The 17,553-nt window shown below is 56.8% G+C and carries 16 protein-coding genes and 2 pseudogenes; 8 read left to right on the top strand and 10 right to left on the bottom strand.

Features of this window, described 5'->3' with window-relative positions:
- Nucleotides 1-55: 55 nt before the first annotated feature.
- Nucleotides 56-244, bottom strand: a pseudogene (locus tag MOST_RS18450) (J domain-containing protein); the annotation flags it as partial.
- A gap of 208 nt (nucleotides 245-452) precedes the next feature.
- Here MOST_RS18450 and hpt point away from each other — a divergent pair.
- The 3 genes and pseudogenes from hpt to MOST_RS18455 all read left to right on the top strand — a co-directional run.
- Nucleotides 453-992, top strand: coding sequence for a hypoxanthine phosphoribosyltransferase (gene hpt / locus MOST_RS05090; protein ID WP_054938012.1), 540 nt, complete (start codon nucleotides 453-455; stop codon nucleotides 990-992).
- A 59-nt stretch (nucleotides 993-1,051) separates the two neighbouring features.
- On the top strand, nucleotides 1,052-2,602 hold the full coding sequence (gene guaA / locus MOST_RS05095) for a glutamine-hydrolyzing GMP synthase (RefSeq protein ID WP_054938202.1): 1,551 nt from the start codon (nucleotides 1,052-1,054) through the stop codon (nucleotides 2,600-2,602).
- Nucleotides 2,603-2,690: 88 nt separating this feature from the next.
- Nucleotides 2,691-2,843: pseudogene (locus tag MOST_RS18455) on the top strand (type II toxin-antitoxin system HicB family antitoxin); the annotation flags it as partial.
- Between the two features lie 462 nt (nucleotides 2,844-3,305).
- Here MOST_RS18455 and MOST_RS18175 read toward each other — a convergent pair.
- Nucleotides 3,306-3,488 carry a C40 family peptidase gene (locus MOST_RS18175; RefSeq protein ID WP_277995731.1) on the bottom strand — a complete coding sequence of 61 codons (183 nt, stop codon included), beginning with the start codon at nucleotides 3,486-3,488 and terminating at the stop codon, nucleotides 3,306-3,308.
- A 220-nt stretch (nucleotides 3,489-3,708) separates the two neighbouring features.
- On the opposite strand from MOST_RS18175, the gene MOST_RS16950 reads away from it, so the two are divergent.
- The 5 genes from MOST_RS16950 to gmk all read left to right on the top strand — a co-directional run bounded on the left by MOST_RS16950 (nucleotide 3,709) and on the right by gmk (nucleotide 8,063).
- A complete protein-coding gene (locus tag MOST_RS16950) occupies nucleotides 3,709-3,921 on the top strand; it encodes a hypothetical protein (RefSeq protein ID WP_129588660.1) in 213 nt (70 codons plus the stop codon).
- 2 nt (nucleotides 3,922-3,923) lie between these two features.
- The gene (locus MOST_RS05105) at nucleotides 3,924-4,940 is read left to right on the top strand and encodes an MtaA/CmuA family methyltransferase (RefSeq protein ID WP_054938010.1); all 1,017 of its coding nucleotides are present in this window, start codon (nucleotides 3,924-3,926) and stop codon (nucleotides 4,938-4,940) included.
- Between the two features lie 195 nt (nucleotides 4,941-5,135).
- A complete protein-coding gene (locus tag MOST_RS05110; RefSeq protein WP_054938009.1) occupies nucleotides 5,136-6,317 on the top strand; it encodes a PucR family transcriptional regulator in 1,182 nt (393 codons plus the stop codon).
- A 6-nt stretch (nucleotides 6,318-6,323) separates the two neighbouring features.
- Nucleotides 6,324-7,364 carry an MtaA/CmuA family methyltransferase gene (locus MOST_RS05115; RefSeq protein WP_083476813.1) on the top strand — a complete coding sequence of 347 codons (1,041 nt, stop codon included), beginning with the start codon at nucleotides 6,324-6,326 and terminating at the stop codon, nucleotides 7,362-7,364.
- Between the two features lie 48 nt (nucleotides 7,365-7,412).
- Complete coding sequence (gene gmk, locus MOST_RS05120) at nucleotides 7,413-8,063, top strand: guanylate kinase (protein WP_161952800.1); 651 nt, start codon at nucleotides 7,413-7,415, stop codon at nucleotides 8,061-8,063.
- A gap of 109 nt (nucleotides 8,064-8,172) precedes the next feature.
- Here the strand turns inward: gmk and cydD are convergent, their stop codons facing one another.
- The 8 genes from cydD to MOST_RS05160 form a co-directional block, all read right to left on the bottom strand.
- Nucleotides 8,173-11,817, bottom strand: a complete 3,645-nt coding sequence (gene cydD, locus MOST_RS17855) for a thiol reductant ABC exporter subunit CydD (protein WP_083476812.1) — start codon at nucleotides 11,815-11,817, stop codon at nucleotides 8,173-8,175.
- Between the two features lie 86 nt (nucleotides 11,818-11,903).
- Nucleotides 11,904-12,908 (bottom strand): cytochrome d ubiquinol oxidase subunit II, encoded by a 1,005-nt coding sequence (cydB, locus tag MOST_RS05130; RefSeq protein WP_054938007.1) that lies wholly within the window; start codon nucleotides 12,906-12,908, stop codon nucleotides 11,904-11,906.
- Nucleotides 12,899-14,284 carry a cytochrome ubiquinol oxidase subunit I gene (locus MOST_RS05135; RefSeq protein ID WP_054938006.1) on the bottom strand — a complete coding sequence of 462 codons (1,386 nt, stop codon included), beginning with the start codon at nucleotides 14,282-14,284 and terminating at the stop codon, nucleotides 12,899-12,901. The genes cydB and MOST_RS05135 overlap by 10 nt, the downstream gene beginning before the upstream one ends.
- A gap of 85 nt (nucleotides 14,285-14,369) precedes the next feature.
- Complete coding sequence (locus MOST_RS05140) at nucleotides 14,370-14,780, bottom strand: RrF2 family transcriptional regulator (protein WP_054938005.1); 411 nt, start codon at nucleotides 14,778-14,780, stop codon at nucleotides 14,370-14,372.
- 99 nt (nucleotides 14,781-14,879) lie between these two features.
- Entirely contained in the window at nucleotides 14,880-15,332 is a 453-nt protein-coding gene (locus tag MOST_RS05145; RefSeq protein WP_054938004.1) for a ferritin-like domain-containing protein, read from the bottom strand.
- A gap of 17 nt (nucleotides 15,333-15,349) precedes the next feature.
- A complete protein-coding gene (locus MOST_RS05150) occupies nucleotides 15,350-15,520 on the bottom strand; it encodes a TetR/AcrR family transcriptional regulator (protein WP_083476811.1) in 171 nt (56 codons plus the stop codon).
- 25 nt (nucleotides 15,521-15,545) lie between these two features.
- Nucleotides 15,546-16,688, bottom strand: a complete 1,143-nt coding sequence (locus MOST_RS05155; RefSeq protein WP_054938003.1) for an ABC transporter permease — start codon at nucleotides 16,686-16,688, stop codon at nucleotides 15,546-15,548.
- Nucleotides 16,689-16,744: 56 nt separating this feature from the next.
- Nucleotides 16,745-17,548, bottom strand: a complete 804-nt coding sequence (locus MOST_RS05160; protein ID WP_083476810.1) for an ABC transporter ATP-binding protein — start codon at nucleotides 17,546-17,548, stop codon at nucleotides 16,745-16,747.
- Nucleotides 17,549-17,553: the final 5 nt, after the last annotated feature.

The raw sequence follows: 17,553 nt of genomic DNA on the forward strand, positions 1-17,553 counted from the left end.
CCAGGGTAAGGCCGGCTGCTAACAGGGAGTTGCGTCCGGGCAGTTTATGGCGCAGGAGGTATTCATAAGCCTCAGTGATCAGCATAAATTTTTCAATAGTTAGCTTATCATCCGGGTGGCAATCGGGGTGATACTGCCTGGCCAGGCGGCGGTAGGCCTTTTTTATTGCCGGGGCGCCGGCCTCAGGACTAACTCCCAGGACCTGCCGCGCCCTTTTTTCTAATGTACTGGTACTAAGGGACATTGGTGGGTCACTCCCTTTGGCCGCCAAATTTGGCCGGCCAGAAGGATTTTGCCGTTATACAGCGAAGATAACAAGGTTATGGTAAACTGTCAAGAGGTATATTAATAGAGGCCGGTGGGAGGAAATTTGCCGGAGTGAAGGGTTAAGGGGGAAAAGCATAGTTAGCTTCTGTAAACATCGTATTTCTATTTCGGGGGAGGAATTCTTTTTGCAGGATGATATTGCTGAAGTTCTGGTCGGCGCTGCTGAGATAAAAAAACGGGTAAAGGAAATGGGCGCGGCCATTAGCCGCGATTATGCCGGCAAGGACCTGCTGGTGGTTGGTATCCTCAAAGGGGCGATTATTTTCCTCGCTGACCTGGTGCGGGAGATTACCATTCCCCTCCAGCTCGATTTTATGGCCGTTTCCAGTTACGGCGCCGGGACCAACACCTCGGGAGCAGTGCGGATCTTGAAGGACCTGGAAGTGCCGGTGGAAGATAAGCACCTCCTGATTGTGGAGGATATCGTTGATACCGGCCTAACATTAAAATACCTGCTGGAAAATTTAAAGGCCCGCAAACCTTTAAGTGTGCGTTCCTGCACCATCTTGGACAAGCCCGAGCGGCGGCTGGTGGATGTCCATGTCGATTACATCGGTTTTTCCATCCCGGATCATTTTGTCGTTGGTTACGGCCTTGATTATGCCCAGAAATACCGCCATTTGCCGGACATCTGCGTCTTAAAACCGGAGGTTTACGCCCGGTAGAGATGAGATGGGAGAACGACCTCAAAAAATTGCAGTGTTTTAGCGAGGTTAGGTGTGAAATGAGTAGTAATAACAAGCAACCTGCGGAAATAGTCCTGGTGCTGGACTTCGGCGGCCAGTACAACCAGTTGATTGCCCGGCGCATCCGCGAAGCCGGGGTTTATTCGGAAATGATTCCCTTTAATACACCTCTGAAGGAAATCCTGGCCCGGCAGCCTAAAGGGATTGTCTTTTCCGGCGGGCCGGCCAGCGTTTACAGCCCGGGGGCGCCCCGCATTGACCGGGCCCTATATGAGAGCGGCATCCCCATTTTAGGCATATGCTATGGCATGCAGCTCATGGCCCACGACCTGGGGGGCCGGGTGGAGGCAGCCGCGGGAAGGGAATACGGCAAAACCGAGCTTGAAGTAACGACTGACGACATCCTTTTTACCGGGTTACCCCGAACCATGCAGTGCTGGATGAGCCACGGCGACTATATCAGCGCCCCGCCGCCGGGCTTCCAGGTAACGGCCCGTTCGGCTTACACACCGGTGGCGGCCATGAGCGACCCGGGGCGCCGGCTTTATGGCGTCCAGTTTCACCCGGAAGTCAAGCACACGCCCCTGGGCCAGGAAATGCTCCGCCGCTTCCTCTTCCAGGTGTGCGGCTGCCGCGGTGACTGGTCGGTAAGCTCTTTCATTGAAGAGCAGGTAGCGGCTATCCGGGAGCGGGTGGGCGACGGCCGCGTCCTCTGCGCCCTGAGCGGCGGCGTCGATTCTTCCGTGGCCGCGGCCCTGGTGCACCGGGCCGTGGGCGACCGTTTAACCTGCGTCTTTGTCAATCATGGCCTACTGCGCCAGGGCGAGGCGGAACAGGTGCAAAAGACCTTTGGCCAGGCCCTGCAGGTGAACCTGGTTTATGTAGACGCCAGCGAACGTTTCCTGACTAAACTGGCAGGAGTGACCGACCCGGAAGAGAAGCGCAAGATTATCGGCCACGAGTTTATCCGCGTCTTTGAAGAGGAGGCCAGGAAACTGGGGAAAGTGGATTTCCTGGTCCAAGGCACCCTGTACCCCGATGTGATCGAAAGCGGCACTGCGACGGCAGCCGTTATCAAAAGCCACCATAACGTCGGTGGCCTGCCGGAAGACATGGAGCTGGAACTAATCGAACCGCTGCGGCTTTTATTCAAAGACGAGGTGCGCCGGGTGGGGGAGGAACTGGGCCTGCCCGAGGAAATAGTCTGGCGCCAGCCCTTCCCCGGGCCTGGCCTGGCCATCCGTATCCTGGGGGAGGTTACCCCAGAAAAGCTGGGGATCTTACGCCAGGCGGATGCCATTGTAACCGAAGAAATCCGGCGGGCCGGGCTCTACCGGGAAATCTGGCAGTCCTTTGCCGTGTTGCCCTCCATGAAAAGCGTGGGTGTTATGGGCGACGAGCGCACCTATGCCTACCCCATTGTCGTCCGGGCCGTCACCAGCGACGATGCCATGACAGCCGACTGGGCGCGGCTGCCCTACGATTTGCTGGAGCGCATCTCTTCCCGCATCGTCAACGAGGTGCGCCACGTCAACCGGGTGGTTTACGACATCACCTCCAAGCCGCCGGCGACGATAGAGTGGGAGTAGGTAGAAATATTGCTAAGGCCTGGAGCAGCGAGTTATACTTTATAATGAGGGTCTGGTAAGGGGGGTTATTCATGCTCAGCAACTATAGGCACGTTATACAAAGATCAGTTCAGGTTACCTGGGACAACTGGTCGAGTGGCCTGAGGTAATAACTGAAGGGGAAACCCTGGAAGAATGTAGAGAGATGCTTAAGGATGCCCTGCAGGAGATGATTCTGGCCTACCGCCAGCAAAATAAGTAAATTCCTTCAGGTGGTGTTTACTAGACCTGGGGAAAAATAGAAAAGGTACTAGCCAGGAAGCGGCAAGATATGCTAAAATAGGACAGGATACGCAAGACTGAGCTGGCCTCACCAACCGGGGACTCTGTTCCTGAAGGGGGGTGAGGCGGGATGATCGGGATTGCAGAAGCGATTCAACTGGTAATTGCCGTTGTGCTCTTTATATCCCTGGTTGTCTCTATCGTCAACCTGAGGAAATAGATTGACCTCTTACTTCTGCACAAGTAAGAGGTCAATTTTGAGCCTCGGTTGCGTGAGGCACCCACAGCCTTAAGTTTTGCGTATCCCTATTTCAAGTATACATACCTCTAGTAATAGTTGTCAAGTTAAGGCGGCGAAAAGCCGTCATTTTATTTTCACCTTGCGTTTATCACCCGCCGGGCACCGCGGTAGCGGCGGCCCCAGTAGTAAGGATCATCAATATTATCGATAGCTACCCCTCCGGGAACTGGAGGCGCTGATAAATTTACCGTTGCCCAGGTAAATGCCGACATGGCTGATGCTCTGGCCGTAGGTATTGAAAAATACCAGGTCGCCCACCTGGAGATCAGTTTTGTCGACGTGACGGCTGGCACTTGCCTGCTCAAATGTAATGTGTGGCTCCATATTATATTTTTCTTAAAAAACGGGATTAAAGTGTATACCTATTACTTTTGCCTATTGAAGAGGGCTTATTAGCATGAAAAATATGCATAAACCCTAAAGGCCTTTTCAATAAAAAATAGAAATAAATTTTTAAAATACTTAGCCAGAAAATAATTAAGGAAGGAGGAAAAAACAAAAAAGAAGCTGAGGTAAGGGTAATATTTTAATGAGGGGGATTGCTATGAGTCAAGTTCCTACAGCGCCATCAACGCCACCAGAAGCTCAAGGGGGAAAAATGGTGCAGGAATTGAAGGTAATGGAGGTTTCTGAAGCCTTACTGCCGGAAGTTTATAGCAATAAAAAATTACATGTACTGGAAAAACCGCGGCCCCTGGTTTTTACTAGCGAGGGCAGGCTTTATCCAGTATTTGGAGTTACTAAGGAGGATTTTTAATCATGGCTACCATGAGCCCGAGGGAAAGGGTGTTGCGGGCCTTAAACCGCCAGTGGGTGGACCGTATTCCTGTCGGTAACCCCACCTCGGTGGCTACCGTTGAATCTATGGAGGCATGCGGCGCTTATTTCCCCGACGTCCACCTGGATGCGGAGAAAATGGCCACCCTGGCGGCCACCGGCTACGAGATACTGGGGTTTGATACTATTGCCCCGTATTTCAGCGTCCAGCAGGAGGCCGCGGCCTTTGGCCTGAAAATGAACTGGGGAACCATCGACTCTATGCCCGATGTCCTGGAAAACCCCTTTGAAGATCCCGAGGATATCGTTATCCCGGCCGACTTTTTAGAACGGCCTTCTATCCGTACCGTCCTAGATGCCCTGCGTATCTTAAAAAAAGAATACGGGGATCACGTTTGCCTGGTAGGCAAAGTTATGGGTCCCTGGACATTATCTTATCATCTCCACGGCGTCCAGAACTTCCTGATTAAAACCATCCTGGAGCCGGATAAAGTGAGGCGCTTCCTGGATAAGCTCAAAAGCCTCTCGGTAATGTTTGCCAACGCCCAATTTGCTGCCGGGGCCGATGTAGTGACGGTGGCCGACCACGCTACCGGTGATCTAGTAAGCGGTACCTGCTACCGCGATTTTCTCCTGCCGGTCCATCAGGAAATGACCAGACAGATAAACGGTCCTACCATCCTGCATATTTGCGGCAATACTACCGACCGTCTTGACTATATTGCCCAGGCCGGGTTTAATTGTTTTCACTTTGATTCCAAGGTCAATCCACGCAAGGCCCATGAAATTGTCAACGGCCGAATTTCCTTGACGGGAAGTATCAACAACCCGGTTACCCTTTTTAATGGCACGCCGGAGGATGTTCGCCAGGAAGTATTTGCCAACTGCGAGGCCGGCATCGAAATTATTTCCCCGGAGTGCGCTATACCCTTACGGACCCCCAATGCCAACCTGAAGGCCATCGTAGCTGCGGTGGAAGAATACTGCCGCGCCCATTGAAGTTAGAGCTAGAGTAAGGAACTGGCAGGACCCCCGGAATGGAACCGGGGGGTTTTGCTTTTTCTGTAGCGGCAGGAGAACAGGTTACTATCGCGAATTTTCTTTATGATAGCAGTTTTATTGCTGGTATACAATGGCCCCATCAAGCGGATTGTTTTAAACGAGACATTTAACCCTGGGAGGTAGGATTTATTTATGTTCCACCAGGAATTAATCCAGCCCCTGCTTGATCGGGCCGCGACCCTCTGGCAGGCGACAGTTGAAATCGTTAATCCTGAAGGGGTTGTGGTGGCCAGCTCGGAGCCAGCCAGGGTTAATTCAGAGCGGCCGGAAGTACGGTTGTTGGCGGCGGGCAAGATGGGAAACGGGGCTGGCGGAAAGAATAACTTCCTTCCTTTGATGATAAATGATCAGGTGATCGCCTGGCTGTGCTGGGACGGTCCAGCCCCCAAAGAAACCTTAAGTTTATTGCAAGCAGCCCTGCAAGGAGTGATGGCGGCAGCCAGGCGGCGGGACGAGCATTACTATACTGCCCGGGAAGAGGAAGCCCTCCTCAGCGCCCTCCTGGACCGGGAGGCGGCTTCCCAGGTAGAAGAATTAAAGTTGCGGGGGCTGAATTCAGGTTATGATTTCAACCTGCCCCGGGCCGTTATTGTGTTGCGGCTGGAGCCGAAAGAGAACCGTTACTTTAACATCAATTTACACCTTGGTTACGATGTCACGCGGGAACAGTTAAAGGGAGAAATCCTGGAGCAAATAAAAGGCGATCTTTATCTTACCGCCCAGGACCTGGTAGCCTTTTACGGCGAAGATTATCTGGTCATTTGTAAGGCCTTTTTAGACATTGAGAATTTGTCTCGCCTTTACCAGGCCCTGGATGTTATTGGCAACCATCTTTATGAGCTTATCAAGGGCAACCATCTTTTTGCCGTTCAGGTAGCCTATGGTAGTATTGTAACTGAAATTGCCGGTTTAAGGCAGTCCTACCAGGAGGCAGTGGAATTAATTACCCTGGCGCGTTTATGCGGCGAAAACAGCGGCTTCATCGACGCCGAGGCCATCCTTTTTGAAGCCATGGTGTGCGCCCTGCCGGGCCGCTTGACCAGCAGGTATCTAGAACCATTGTCCCAGAAGATAGAAGCAGCTGGCGAAGAAGGGGTGCAGTTACTGGAAACCGTAGAAGCCTGTATTAATAACAATATGAACATCAAGAAAACAGCCGAGCAGTTATATCTGCATCGCAATACCGTAACCAACCGGGTGGAGAGAATCAAGCAAATAACGGGTCTGGACCCGGGAACGGGCTTTCGCGCCCTTTTCTGGTTGAAGATGCTGGCGGTATACCGGCGGTTAATGCTGATGCAGGGGAAAAGGTGATTACCAATGCCTGGTAAAGAACTAATGGCAGGCAGCGAGAGGGTAATAGCGGCTCTACGGGGAGAAGAAGTTGATCGCTTACCACTGATCACGCCTACTTCGGTAGCTACTGTGGAAAGCATGACCGCCATCGGAACTTATTTCCCGGAAGCCCATACCGACGCCTATAAAATGGCTGCCTTGGCGGCGACCGGCCATGAACTCCTGGGCTTTGATACCGTGGCTCCCTACTTCAGTATCCTGCTGGAGGCAGCGGCCCTGGGCTGCGAAGTGGACTGGAACCAGGTAGATGCTATGCCGGTAATAAAAAAGAACCCCCTGCAAAAATGGGATGACTGGCGCCTGCCGGCCAACTTCCTGGACCGGCAACCGGTTAAGGCCCTCCTGGCGGCCATTGGCCTCCTGAAAAAGCGCTACGGTAAACGGGTGGCCGTGGTGGGCAAAGTAATCGGTCCCTGGACCCTGGCCTACCACCTGTTTGGGGTGCAGAATTTCCTCCTGGGACTGGTCCTGGAACCGGAGACGGTCCGGGAACTCCTGGGGAGGCTCCTGACCGTCCCTTTAAAACTGGCCACAGCGGAAATAGAGTCCGGGGCCGATGTCCTCACCTGGGCTGACCATACTACCAATGACCTGGTGAGTGCGGCGGCGTATCGCGATTTTCTTTTACCATTGCACCAACAAGCCATGAAGCAGCTACCCACGGACTGCCCGGTAATATTGCATACCTGTGGACGGGTTACTGACCGCATAACCTATTTTGCCGGGGCTGGTTTTACTGCTTTTCATTTTGATTCTCGCAATCCGCCAGAACAATTATTATCCCTGGCCAATGGTCGGCTAACACTAATTGGTGGTATCAATAATCCCCAGACCTTGCTCAATGGTAAAGTAGCTGAGGTAAAGAAAGAAGCAGAGCGGCTGTTGCAGGCGGGCATTAAGCTGGTCACGGCGGAGTGCGCTGTCCCTCTCCGTACACCCAACCAGAACCTGCGGGCCATAGTCCAGGCAGTCCGCGATTTAAGCCGCTGCCACCGGAAAAGCTGACATTGCTTCCCCCAGGACAGTATGTTAAAATGAAGGCGTTAAATATCTTTGACTGGTGGCATCATGGTAAGGGAACTTATAAAGGATCTGGTAGTCAACTTCCAAGTTGAGGATAAAAGGAACAGGAAGGGTTTCTTTTTCGTCGTTTCCGGGCCTTCCGGGGTGGGGAAGAATACCCTGTTGAACTATGCCCTGGAGCGGGTCCGGGGTATTTACTACCTGCCCTCAATAACCACCCGCCCCATGCGACCGGGGGAAGCCCAGGGCTTCCCGTATTTTTTTATCAGTAAAGCTTATTTTGAAGCAATGATCGCTCAGGGAGCCTTCCTGGAATGGAAGCAGATTCATTCCGGGGACTACTACGGTACCCATTTACCGACAATTGTTTATGCCCTGGAGAACGGCTATGATATTATTACCGACATGGATGTCCTGGGATGCGTTGAGGTCATGGAGCGCTTCCCTGAAAATGTCGTCCCGATTTTTATTGCCCCGCCAAGTATGGAAGAATTGCGCCAGCGGCTGGCCGGGAGGGAAAAGGACGCCGGGGTGATAGCCAGAAGGATGGAACGGGTGGACATGGAAATGGGCTATGTCGATAGGTACCGGCACGTGATCGTTAACGACGACCTGGAGCGGGCCGGGAAAGAGCTGGTCCGGATTTTAGAGCAATATTCCCAAAGTGGTACTAAAAAGTAAGGGCTAACTGTCCAGCCTCGGCAGAGGCTGAAAAAATCAGCCCAGAGCTTAAGCTGGCCGATTATTTTCACCCGGGGAGCGACATATCAAGGCAGTCCCCGGGCTTTTTCTAAGGTAATACTTCGTGCTGCAGCTCCCACATCTGGCGGTAAAGCCCCTCTTGCCGGAGAAGTTCCTCATGCCGTCCCCGCTGGACTACCCGTCCCTTATCCAGGACCAGGATCTCATCCATGGCCTCCAGGCCCGCCAGGCGGTGGGTTATGACCAGGGTGGTCCGGCCGGCCATTAAACGGTAGATAGCCTGCATTACTTCCTCCTCAGTCACCGGGTCCAGGCCGGTGGTGGCCTCATCCAGCACCAGGATGGGGGCGTTTTTCAAAAGGGCGCGGGCAATGGCCAGGCGCTGGCGCTGGCCCCCGGAGAGTTTTAGTCCCTCTTCACCGATACAGGTGCCGTATCCCCGGGGCAGGCTCTGGATAAATTCGTGCAGCCGGGCTTGCCGCGCGGCCTGCTGGATCTCCTCCTGGCTCGCGCCGGGCCTGGCCAGCAGGAGGTTTTCGCCAATAGTAGCATGGAAGAGATGGGTGCGTTGGGAAACTACAACGACCAGGCGCCGTAGCTCTTCCTGGGGATAGGCCTTGAGTTCGTGTCCCCCCAGGCAGATGGACCCTTCCTCGTAATCCCAAAAGCGCAGGAGCAGATTTACTAATGTGCTTTTTCCGGCCCCGCTGGGACCGACAATGGCCAGCCGGCCGCCCTCGGGCAGGGTAAAGTCGATGCCGTCCAGGACCCAGGGTTCTCCCGGGGCGTAGCGAAAGCGCAGTCCTTTTATCTGCAGGTGGTATCCCGCTGGCTGTGGTGCGGGGCCGGGCGGGTCCTGGACGGCAGGCCGGGTATCGGTAAGGGCGAAGAGCCGCCGGGCTGCGGCCAGGCTTGCCTCCAGGTGCTCAAAGATCATAGGCAGGGGCAGGACGGCCTCAAAGCTAGCGGCCGCCCCCAGGGCCAGCATGGCCAGGTAGATACCGTCCAGCTGGCCGCGGTCCACCAGGGGGATGGCCAGCACCAGGACGAACCACAGGGCCAGGTTCATGGCCAGGCCTGTCAGGGCGGCTGCCAGCCCGGTTCTCCAGGCCTCGTGGCCCTGGAGAACCAGCAGTTCCCGGCTCAAGGCGGCGATGCGTTCCTGCTGCAGCCTGGCGCGGCCGAAGGCCAGGATTTCAGGCATGCCCTGAACGGTATCCACCAGGAGGGCGTTAAGGGCCGCCCGCACCTCACCCTGCTGACGGCCTGCACTCCGGCCAGCAGCCTTCAGGCCCAGGGGCGCAATGATGCCGGCCCCAAGGAAAAATAACAGCCAGGCCAGGGCCGGCTTGACAGCAAAATGGGCCAGGAAAACGAAAACCGCCACCATTACCAGCAGGGCCACCAGGGGCGGGGCCAGGACGCGGAGATAAAAGTTTTCCAGGGTCGCCACATCGGCCACGACCCGGCTCAGTAAGTCGCCACTGTGGTGGTCCGGTAACCGGGCCGGGGCCAGGGGTTCAAGGGCCTGGTAAAAGGAAACCCGCAGCCGGCTGAGGATGTGCAAGGTTACGCTATGGTTGACATAACGTTCCAGGTAGCGACTGGCGGCACGGGAGATACCAAAAAAGCGCACCCCGACGATGGGGAGCATGAGGTCTAAAACCGGCGGGTGGAGGGCGGCGCTGGCAATGAGAAAGGCAGCGGTAGCCATGAGGCCGACGTTGCTTGCCACGGTGAAAAAGCCCAGCAGGGTGGCCCCCAGGACGGCAGGCCAGGAGGGCGTAATTAACCCCAGGAGGCGGATGAAGGTACCGGCGGTGGTAGTTCTCCGCTTAAGAAAGGTAGGGCTTATCCGCCGGTAGAGGGTGGCGCAGCTTTGTGGGTCAGGGGCAGGCGTACTTCCGGGCCCTTCATCCCGGGCAACAGACCTTCCGGACGCGCAATGAAAGGCCGTGACTAAGCGGTAATAGGCACCCTGCTGCGCCATGAGGTCCTCGTGCCGCCCCGTTTCCACCACCCGGCCGGAGGCCAGGACCACGATGCGGTCCGCCCGGTAGACAGTGCTGAGGCGGTGGGCGATAATCAGCACCGTACGGCCCTCCATCAGGCGTTCCAGGGCTTCCTGGATTACCTGGTCACCGCCAGGGTCCAGGCCGGCGGTAACTTCGTCCAGGATTAATAGGGGGGCATCTTTAAGGAAAGCCCTGGCAATGGCCAGGCGCCGGGCCTGGCCGCCGCTCAAGCGCAGCCCCCGTTCACCAATGGGCGTATCATAGCCCCGGGGCAGGGCGGCAATGAACTCGTGGGCCCCGGCGAGGCGGGCCGCTGCCACCATTTCCTCCCGCGAGGCATCCGGACGTCCCAGGAGGATATTGTCAGCTATAGTACCGCTGAAAAGGTAGGGATGCTGGGGAACCAGAGCCACCTGCCGGCGCCATTCCTCCAGGGGGATCTGGTTTAAAGGAAGGCCGTTGACGGTAATCAGCCCCCGGTCGGGCTCCAGGAAACGCAGGAGCAGGTGGGCGATGGTGCTTTTCCCCCCGCCGCTGGGACCAACCAGGGCCACCTTTTCCCCCGGCCGGAGTTCCAGGGAGACCTCTTCCAGGGCCGGCCGTTCCCTATCCGGGTAAGTGTAATGAACCCCTGCCAGGACAATATGCAGACCCGGCGGCTGTACGCGGCTTTCCCTGCCCGGCGGGAAATTTCCTGTTCCCGCGCCTCGAGGCAGGGATTTGACCATCACGCCCGCTACTGCCGGGGCCGGGGTAGTGCAAGGGCCTGCCATATCCAGAACGGCGAAGATTCGCCGGGCGGCACTGACGCCGGCCAGGCCGGCATGGAACTGGCTGCCCAGGAGCCGCAGGGGCAGGTAGAATTCCGGGGCTACCAGCAAAAGGAAGAGGGCTTCATTAAAGGGTATCCGGGCATAAACCAGGCGCAGCCCCACGGTGACGGCCACCAGGGCGGTACTGATGGTAGCTACGAGTTCCAGCACCAGGGCCGAGAGAAAGGCAACCCGCAGTACTCCCAGGGTGGTGGACCGGAAACGGTCACTGAGACGGGTCAGGACCTCGGCCTGGGCCTTGCTGCGGCCGAAAATTTTCAAGGTGGTGAGGCCCTGCAAGACATCCAGGAAATGGGCGCTCAGGCCGCTTAAAGTTTGCCACTGCTGCTGGCTGAGGGTTTCTGCCCGCCTGCCGATGAGGAGCATGAATAGGGGGATCAGGGGGGCAGTGAAAAGGAGGAGCAGGCCGGAAAACAGGTCCAGGGGGAAGACGAAACCCAGGACCATCAGGGGCACCAGGGCCGCCAGGGCCAGTTGGGGCAAATAGCGGGCAAAATAAGCCTCCAGGTCCTCAACTCCTTCCACCAGGACATTGACCAGCTCCCCGGTATGCTCATCCTTCAAAGGTAATGGACCTACGGCCAGGAAGTGGCCCACCAGGCGCTGGCGCAGGTCATATTTGATTCGGGCCGCGGCCCGGTGGGCCGCCACCTCCACACCCCAGGCCAGGCCCGCCCGGAGGAAAATGATGCCCAGGAGGGCCATGAGCCAGTGCCAGATACCCCGAAGGTCCTGCCCTTCCAGGAAGACCCCGTTCACCACCCGGGCCAGGTAGCTGGCCTGTAAAATGGCCAGGAGACCGGCTCCCACTCCCAGCCCCACCGTAAGGGCCAGGTGGAAGCGTACCCTCCCGGCCTCGCGCATTAAATCTTTATGGAGCATCATATCTTTTGCCCCCAGCTGGAGAGTCCTGGATATCCCTTATAAGTACTTGCCGCAGCCAGTTCCAGCAGGCCTCCCACTTCTCACCTCTAATATTCCAAGTCCCTGGCCTTAACCCGCTGGCGGAATACCCAGTAGGTCCAGCCCTGGTAAAGGAGGACCACGGGTACCAGGGTGAGGGCGACGATGGTCATAACTTTAAGGGTATAGGGGCTGGAGGAGGCCTGGTAAATGGTCAGGCTCCACCGGGGATTCAGGCTGGAAACCATCACCCGGGGAAAGAGGCCGCCAAAGAGAGCCGCAGTGCCCAGGAGGATGGTCAGACCGTTCAAGATAAAAGCCCCGCCGTAGCTCCGGGAGCTGAGCGACCACCAGGCCAGGAGAAGAGCCACCAGGGCGCCCCAGGCGGCGATTCCGGGTACCATCCGGGTAAAGATGTCGGTTTCCCGGTAACTCATAATTAGCAGCAGGAGGAGGGCCGCCACAGCGCCGGTACCTATCTTTAGCCCCGCCTGCCGGGCGCGCTCCGGCAGTTCATCCCCGGTTTTGAGGGCCAGGAAAAGTGCCCCCTGCAGGGTGAAAAGGAGCAGAGAGGTCAAGCCCCCCAGCAGGGTGTAGGGGGAAAGGAGATCGAAAAAGGTACCGGCATACTGCATCCGGGCGTCAATGGGTACGCCCCGGATCAGGTTGGCCATGGCCACGCCCCAGAGGAGGGCCGGCAAGAGGCTCCCCAGGAAAAGCATCCAGTCCCAGAAGTTACGCCAGGCCGGGCGGTCATCCTTGCTGCGGAATTCAAAGGCTACCCCGCGCACGATCAGGGCGACGAGGATAAGGAATAACGCCAGGTAAAAGCCGCTGAAAAGGGTGGCGTACCAGTGGGGGAAGGCGGCAAACATGGCCCCGCCGGCGGTGAGCATCCACACCTCGTTGCCGTCCCAGAAGGGGCCGATGCTGTTGATGATGGCGCGGCGCTCTCCATCGCTTTTCCCAAGGAAGGGCAGGAGAATACCGACGCCGTAGTCAAAGCCTTCCAGGAAAAAGAAGCCGGCAAAAAGGACGGCTACCAGGATAAACCAGAGGACAGTTAGATCCATAAGGATACCTCCCCGGAATTATCTAACATCCTGGTGGCAGGAGTTGTCTCAACACCTTGCCGGGCGTATTTAGCCAGGAGGTAGACGTCGGCTACCGCCAGGACCCCGTACAGCAGGGTAAAAGCCACCAGGGTCGTAAAAATAGCGGCGGCGGATACTCCGGGCGAGACGGCCGCCTCGACCCGCTGCAGTCCGTAGACAATCCAGGGATAGCGACCGATCTCAGCCATCAACCAGCCAGCGGTGTTGGCGAGATAGGGCACGGGAATGCTCCAGAGGAGGGCTTTGAGGACCAGGGGTTTTTCTTCCAGGCGTCTCCGCCGCCACAGGTACAGGCTGTAAAGGGACAGTAAAATTAACCACAGCCCGGCGACGACCATCAGGCGGAAGCTCCAGAAGACCGGGGCGACCGGCGGGATATAATTGCCGGGGCCGTAGCTGGCCTCTGCCGCGGCCTGAAGATCCTTCAGGCCTTTAACCTCGCCCTGAAAGCTGTTATAGGCAAGAAAACTGGCCAGGGCGGGAATCTTAATCTCGAAGGTATTGGTCTGGTCTTTTGCATCAACCAGGGTCACCAGGGCCAGGGGGGCCGGATCGGCACTCTCCCACAAGGCTTCGGCGGCTGCCATCTTCATGGGCTGGGCATTGACCAGGTACTGGCCCTGGAAGTGGCCGACGGCCGCCACCAGCAGGCTGCTGATGACGCCCGTGATCAAAGCCAGCCGGAAGGAACGGCGGAAAGGCTCTAATTGGCTTTGCCGCAGGAGGTGGTAGGCGCTGATCCCCATGACGAAAAAGGCCGCCGTCACAAAGCCGGCCAGGACGGTGTGGGGGAATTGATAGAGGACATGGGGGTTGGTCAGCAGGGCAAAGAAATCCGTCATCTCGGCCCGGCCGTTACGCAAGACATAGCCCACCGGCTCCTGCATAAAGGAGTTGGCCACCAGGATCCAGAAGGCGGAAAGATTGGTGCCGATGGCCACCAGCCAGATGCAGGCGGCGTGGAGAGCTTTAGGCAGCTTATCCCAGCCAAAGAGCCACAGGCCCAGAAAGGTGGATTCCAGGAAAAAGGCGGCCAGGGCTTCTACGGCCAGGGGGGCGCCGAAGATATCCCCGACGAAACGGGAGTATTCGGACCAGTTCATGCCGAAATGAAACTCCTGGACGATACCGGTCACAACGCCCATGGCAAAGTTGATGAGGAAGAGCCTGCCCCAGAAGCGGGCCATGTTCTTGTAAGTTTCATCACCAGTGCGGACGTAGATAGTTTCCATGATGGCCACCAGGACTGATAGTCCCAGGGTCAGGGGGACGAAGAGGAAGTGGTAAACCGAGGTAATCCCGAACTGCCACCTGGCCAGCAAGAGTGCATCCATAACTTTTCTCCTCCCCTCAAAATATATAAAGTATACCAAGATAGTATAGTTTATTTGAAAATAATCCCTCCTTTCAAGTCTTTACTCAATTTTCCCCGGCCAGCTCGGCGAAGTTGTAACGCTTCAGTTCCCGGCGCAGGGCGTCCTGGACTGATTCCAGCGCCCGGTGTACCGGGCAGTACGGGGTGCCGTGTTTATTACAGTACTCCGGGTCCAGGAGGCAGCGGTTAACGCTAACCGGTCCTTCTACTGCTTCGACGACATCCAGCAGGGTAATTTCCCGCGCCGGCCGGGCCAGGGCAAAACCGCCGCTGACGCCGCGGTAGGATTGCACTATTCCGGCCTGCACCAGGGAACGCATGATTTTAAGCAAGAAGCGCATGGGGATATCTTCGCGGGAAGCAATCGTCTGGGCTTCGGCGATGGTGCCCGGTTCCAGTTTCGCCAGGTACAGGACGGCGCGGAAGGCATAATCGGTGGCCTGGTTTAAGCGCATGTAAAACTACATCCAGTCTAAAGTATATTCATTTGGTATAGTTTATAGTAATAATAACTCATCCTATTTTTCCTGTCAAGTTTTTCTATTACCATCCTGTTAATGCAGGGCCAGGCGGTCCAGCTCTTTCAGCTTATTGCTGAACCAGGCAGCATGCAGGTCTTCATCAATGAGGTGGCTCCAGAGGAGGTTAAAAAGGGGTTTTTCGGCAACTTTAAGAATCAGCCGTTTGTAGTCAGCCATGGCCTTTTCTTCTAAAGTAATGTTGGCCCAGAGGAGGGTGCGGGTATTGGTCCAGTTGAGGATGGTCCCGGTTGCCACCCCCAGGAGGGGAGCAATGATGGCTCCCAGGCGGGTCGGGGTGGCGCCGCGGCGGCTGATTTCCGCTTCCAGGTTGATTACGTGTTCCTGTTCCATAGCCGCTACCCTGGTCAGCGCCTGCCGCAGGTAAATGTCCGTTGCTGCCCGGGCCTGGCTCTTATAGAGGTCTACCTGCTCGATTTCCAGGCTGTAGAACCAGTTGAGGCTACGGATAAGGTCCTTTTCTTCCAAGCAAGGGCACCCCTTAATTAACCTTTACCGGAAAGGGTATAGTTATACGGCCGGGGCAAACTTCTTTCATTCAGGGTGCGCTTGCTTATCCCGCAGGCGGCAGCTAGTTCATCGGTGGTAACAGCGTGGAACCCTCTATCTCTGGCCAGCCTTTTCATGTTGGCCAGAATTTTGTCCCTGATTTCCACTTGGCGATCACTCCCACTTTCAGCGTTACTCTACCTGCTTGCGAAAACGAAAGGCGGCCAGGGTGATAATGCCGGTACCAAAGCCGGTCAGGGCCCAGACGTCCTTCCATAGATAGTTAATTCCTATACCTTTAAGCATAATGCCCCGGAGGATTTCCAGAAAATAGGTGAGGGGTAGCAGGTTGCCCAGGTACTGGATGGGCCGGGGCATGGAAGCGCGGGGAAAAATGAAACCGCTCAACAGGACACTGGGCAGGATGAAGAGCATGGTCATCTGCATGGCTTGGAGTTGGGTACGGGCAACGGTGGAGATAAACATGCCCAATCCCAGGGCGAAGACGAGAAAAAGGACGGTCAGTCCCAGGAGCAGGAGAGTGCTCCCGGCGATGGGCACCTTAAACCACAGAGTAGCTGTCCCCAGTGCGAGGCCCATGTCGATAAAGGCAACGACAATGTAGGGGATGAGCTTGCCGAGCATTAATTCCGGGCCGCGGATGGGGGTTACCATCAATTGCTCCAGGGTGCCCCGTTCTCGTTCCCGCACCAGGGCAAAGGCCGTCAGCATCATGGTTATATTTTGCATGATTAACCCGATGAGCCCCGGAATGTTGAATTTCAAGCTCTCCAGGCCGGGGTTGTACCAGGCCCGCACCCGTAGGTCAATGGCCGGGCCGGGAGGCAGGACCAGGCCCTCCCTTTCCATAACAGTTAGCTGTAATTCCTGGGTTCTGGCCTGAGCAACTATTTCCGCCATGGAAAGGGCGGTACGGGCCACCAAAGGGTCGGAACCGTCAATGAGAAGCTGGGCGGTGGCCGTTTCCTGCCGCTTTAAGCTCCGGGTATAGCCGGCGGGGATGACCAGGCCGGCCTGGACGCGGCCGCTGTCCAGGAGGGATTTCAACTCCGCTTCGCTGCCTGCCTGGAAGGCCAGGTCGAAGTAGCCGGTGTTGACCAAGCTGGCAACAAGCAGGCGGCTGTCCTGGCTCCAGTCCTGGTCAAAGACGGCCAGGGGGATGTGATTGACATCGGTGTTCACGGCATAGCCAAAAAGGAGCAGCATCAGCACCGGCATAATAAAGACCATTACCAGGCTGGGGGGATCCCGACGGATGTGGATAAATTCTTTCCGGATAATGGCCCGTAACCGCTGCCTGTTCGTGGTAATCACTCCCTGCGATGGTATAAAATAAGCCGGCAGGTGGCCGGGAGGGCTGCCTGTTTGTCCTAATCACCCTCTGTACCGGCCATGTTGATAAAGACGTCTTCCAGGGTCGGCAGGCCGGCCGCTGCCATGAGCCGCGCCGGGGGGCCAAAGGCATGGAGACGGCCGCGGTCCATGAGGGCTATAAGGTGGCATCGTTCCGCCTCGTCCATATAGTGGGTAGTAACCAGGATGGTAATGCCCTCGGCAGCCAGCCCCTCCAGGAGGTCCCAGAAAAGGCGGCGGGAAACGGGGTCGACGCCGGCGGTAGGTTCGTCCAGGACCAGCAAACGCGGCCGGTGGATAAAGGCGCAGGCCAGGGCCACCCGCTGCTTCCAGCCACCGGACAAAGTACCTACCCTTTGTTTCTCGCGTCCGCCCAGGCGCATGTGTTCGTAGAGTTCCCGGCAGCGCCGGGTAAGGGCCGTACTACAGAGGCCATAAATGCTGCCAAAAAAATGCAGGTTTTCGGCGACGGTGAGGTCCTCGTAGAGGTTGAATTTTTGCGACATATAGCCGATGCTGGCCTTGATGGCTTCAGCCTGAGTGATAATGTCCAGGCCTAAGACCTGGCCGCTGCCGCTGCTGGGCCGCATCAGGCCGCACAGCATGCGGATGGTGGTGCTTTTGCCTGAACCGTTGGGACCCAGGAGGCCAAAGATGCTACCTGCGGGGACCTGGAAGCTCACCTGGCGCACGGCCTGGATGGGACCAAAATTTTTGCTTAAGTTGGTGACCTCAATGGCCGGGAGAGCCTGGTGACCTGGCGTGGCTGTGCCGGGCTGGTCTCCGGTCCCTGGCCCGGCGACCTGATAGCGAAGGTTCATAGGTT

The sequence above is a fragment of the Neomoorella stamsii genome, from assembly GCF_002995805.1.
Classification (GTDB): domain Bacteria; phylum Bacillota; class DSM-521; order Neomoorellales; family Neomoorellaceae; genus Neomoorella; species Neomoorella stamsii.

Coding starts and splice junctions, on each gene's coding strand:
- guaA (WP_054938202.1), top strand. CDS start 1,052: ATGAGTAGTAATAACAAGCAACCTGCGGAAATAGTCCTGGTGCTGGAC.
- MOST_RS05115 (WP_083476813.1), top strand. CDS start 6,324: ATGCCTGGTAAAGAACTAATGGCAGGCAGCGAGAGGGTAATAGCGGCT.
- MOST_RS18175 (WP_277995731.1), bottom strand. CDS start 3,488: ATGGAGCCACACATTACATTTGAGCAGGCAAGTGCCAGCCGTCACGTC.
- cydD (WP_083476812.1), bottom strand. CDS start 11,817: ATGATGCTCCATAAAGATTTAATGCGCGAGGCCGGGAGGGTACGCTTC.
- MOST_RS05135 (WP_054938006.1), bottom strand. CDS start 14,284: ATGGATGCACTCTTGCTGGCCAGGTGGCAGTTCGGGATTACCTCGGTT.
- MOST_RS05110 (WP_054938009.1), top strand. CDS start 5,136: ATGTTCCACCAGGAATTAATCCAGCCCCTGCTTGATCGGGCCGCGACC.
- cydB (WP_054938007.1), bottom strand. CDS start 12,908: ATGGATCTAACTGTCCTCTGGTTTATCCTGGTAGCCGTCCTTTTTGCC.
- MOST_RS05105 (WP_054938010.1), top strand. CDS start 3,924: ATGGCTACCATGAGCCCGAGGGAAAGGGTGTTGCGGGCCTTAAACCGC.
- MOST_RS16950 (WP_129588660.1), top strand. CDS start 3,709: ATGAGTCAAGTTCCTACAGCGCCATCAACGCCACCAGAAGCTCAAGGG.
- MOST_RS05140 (WP_054938005.1), bottom strand. CDS start 14,780: ATGCGCTTAAACCAGGCCACCGATTATGCCTTCCGCGCCGTCCTGTAC.
- MOST_RS05160 (WP_083476810.1), bottom strand. CDS start 17,548: ATGAACCTTCGCTATCAGGTCGCCGGGCCAGGGACCGGAGACCAGCCC.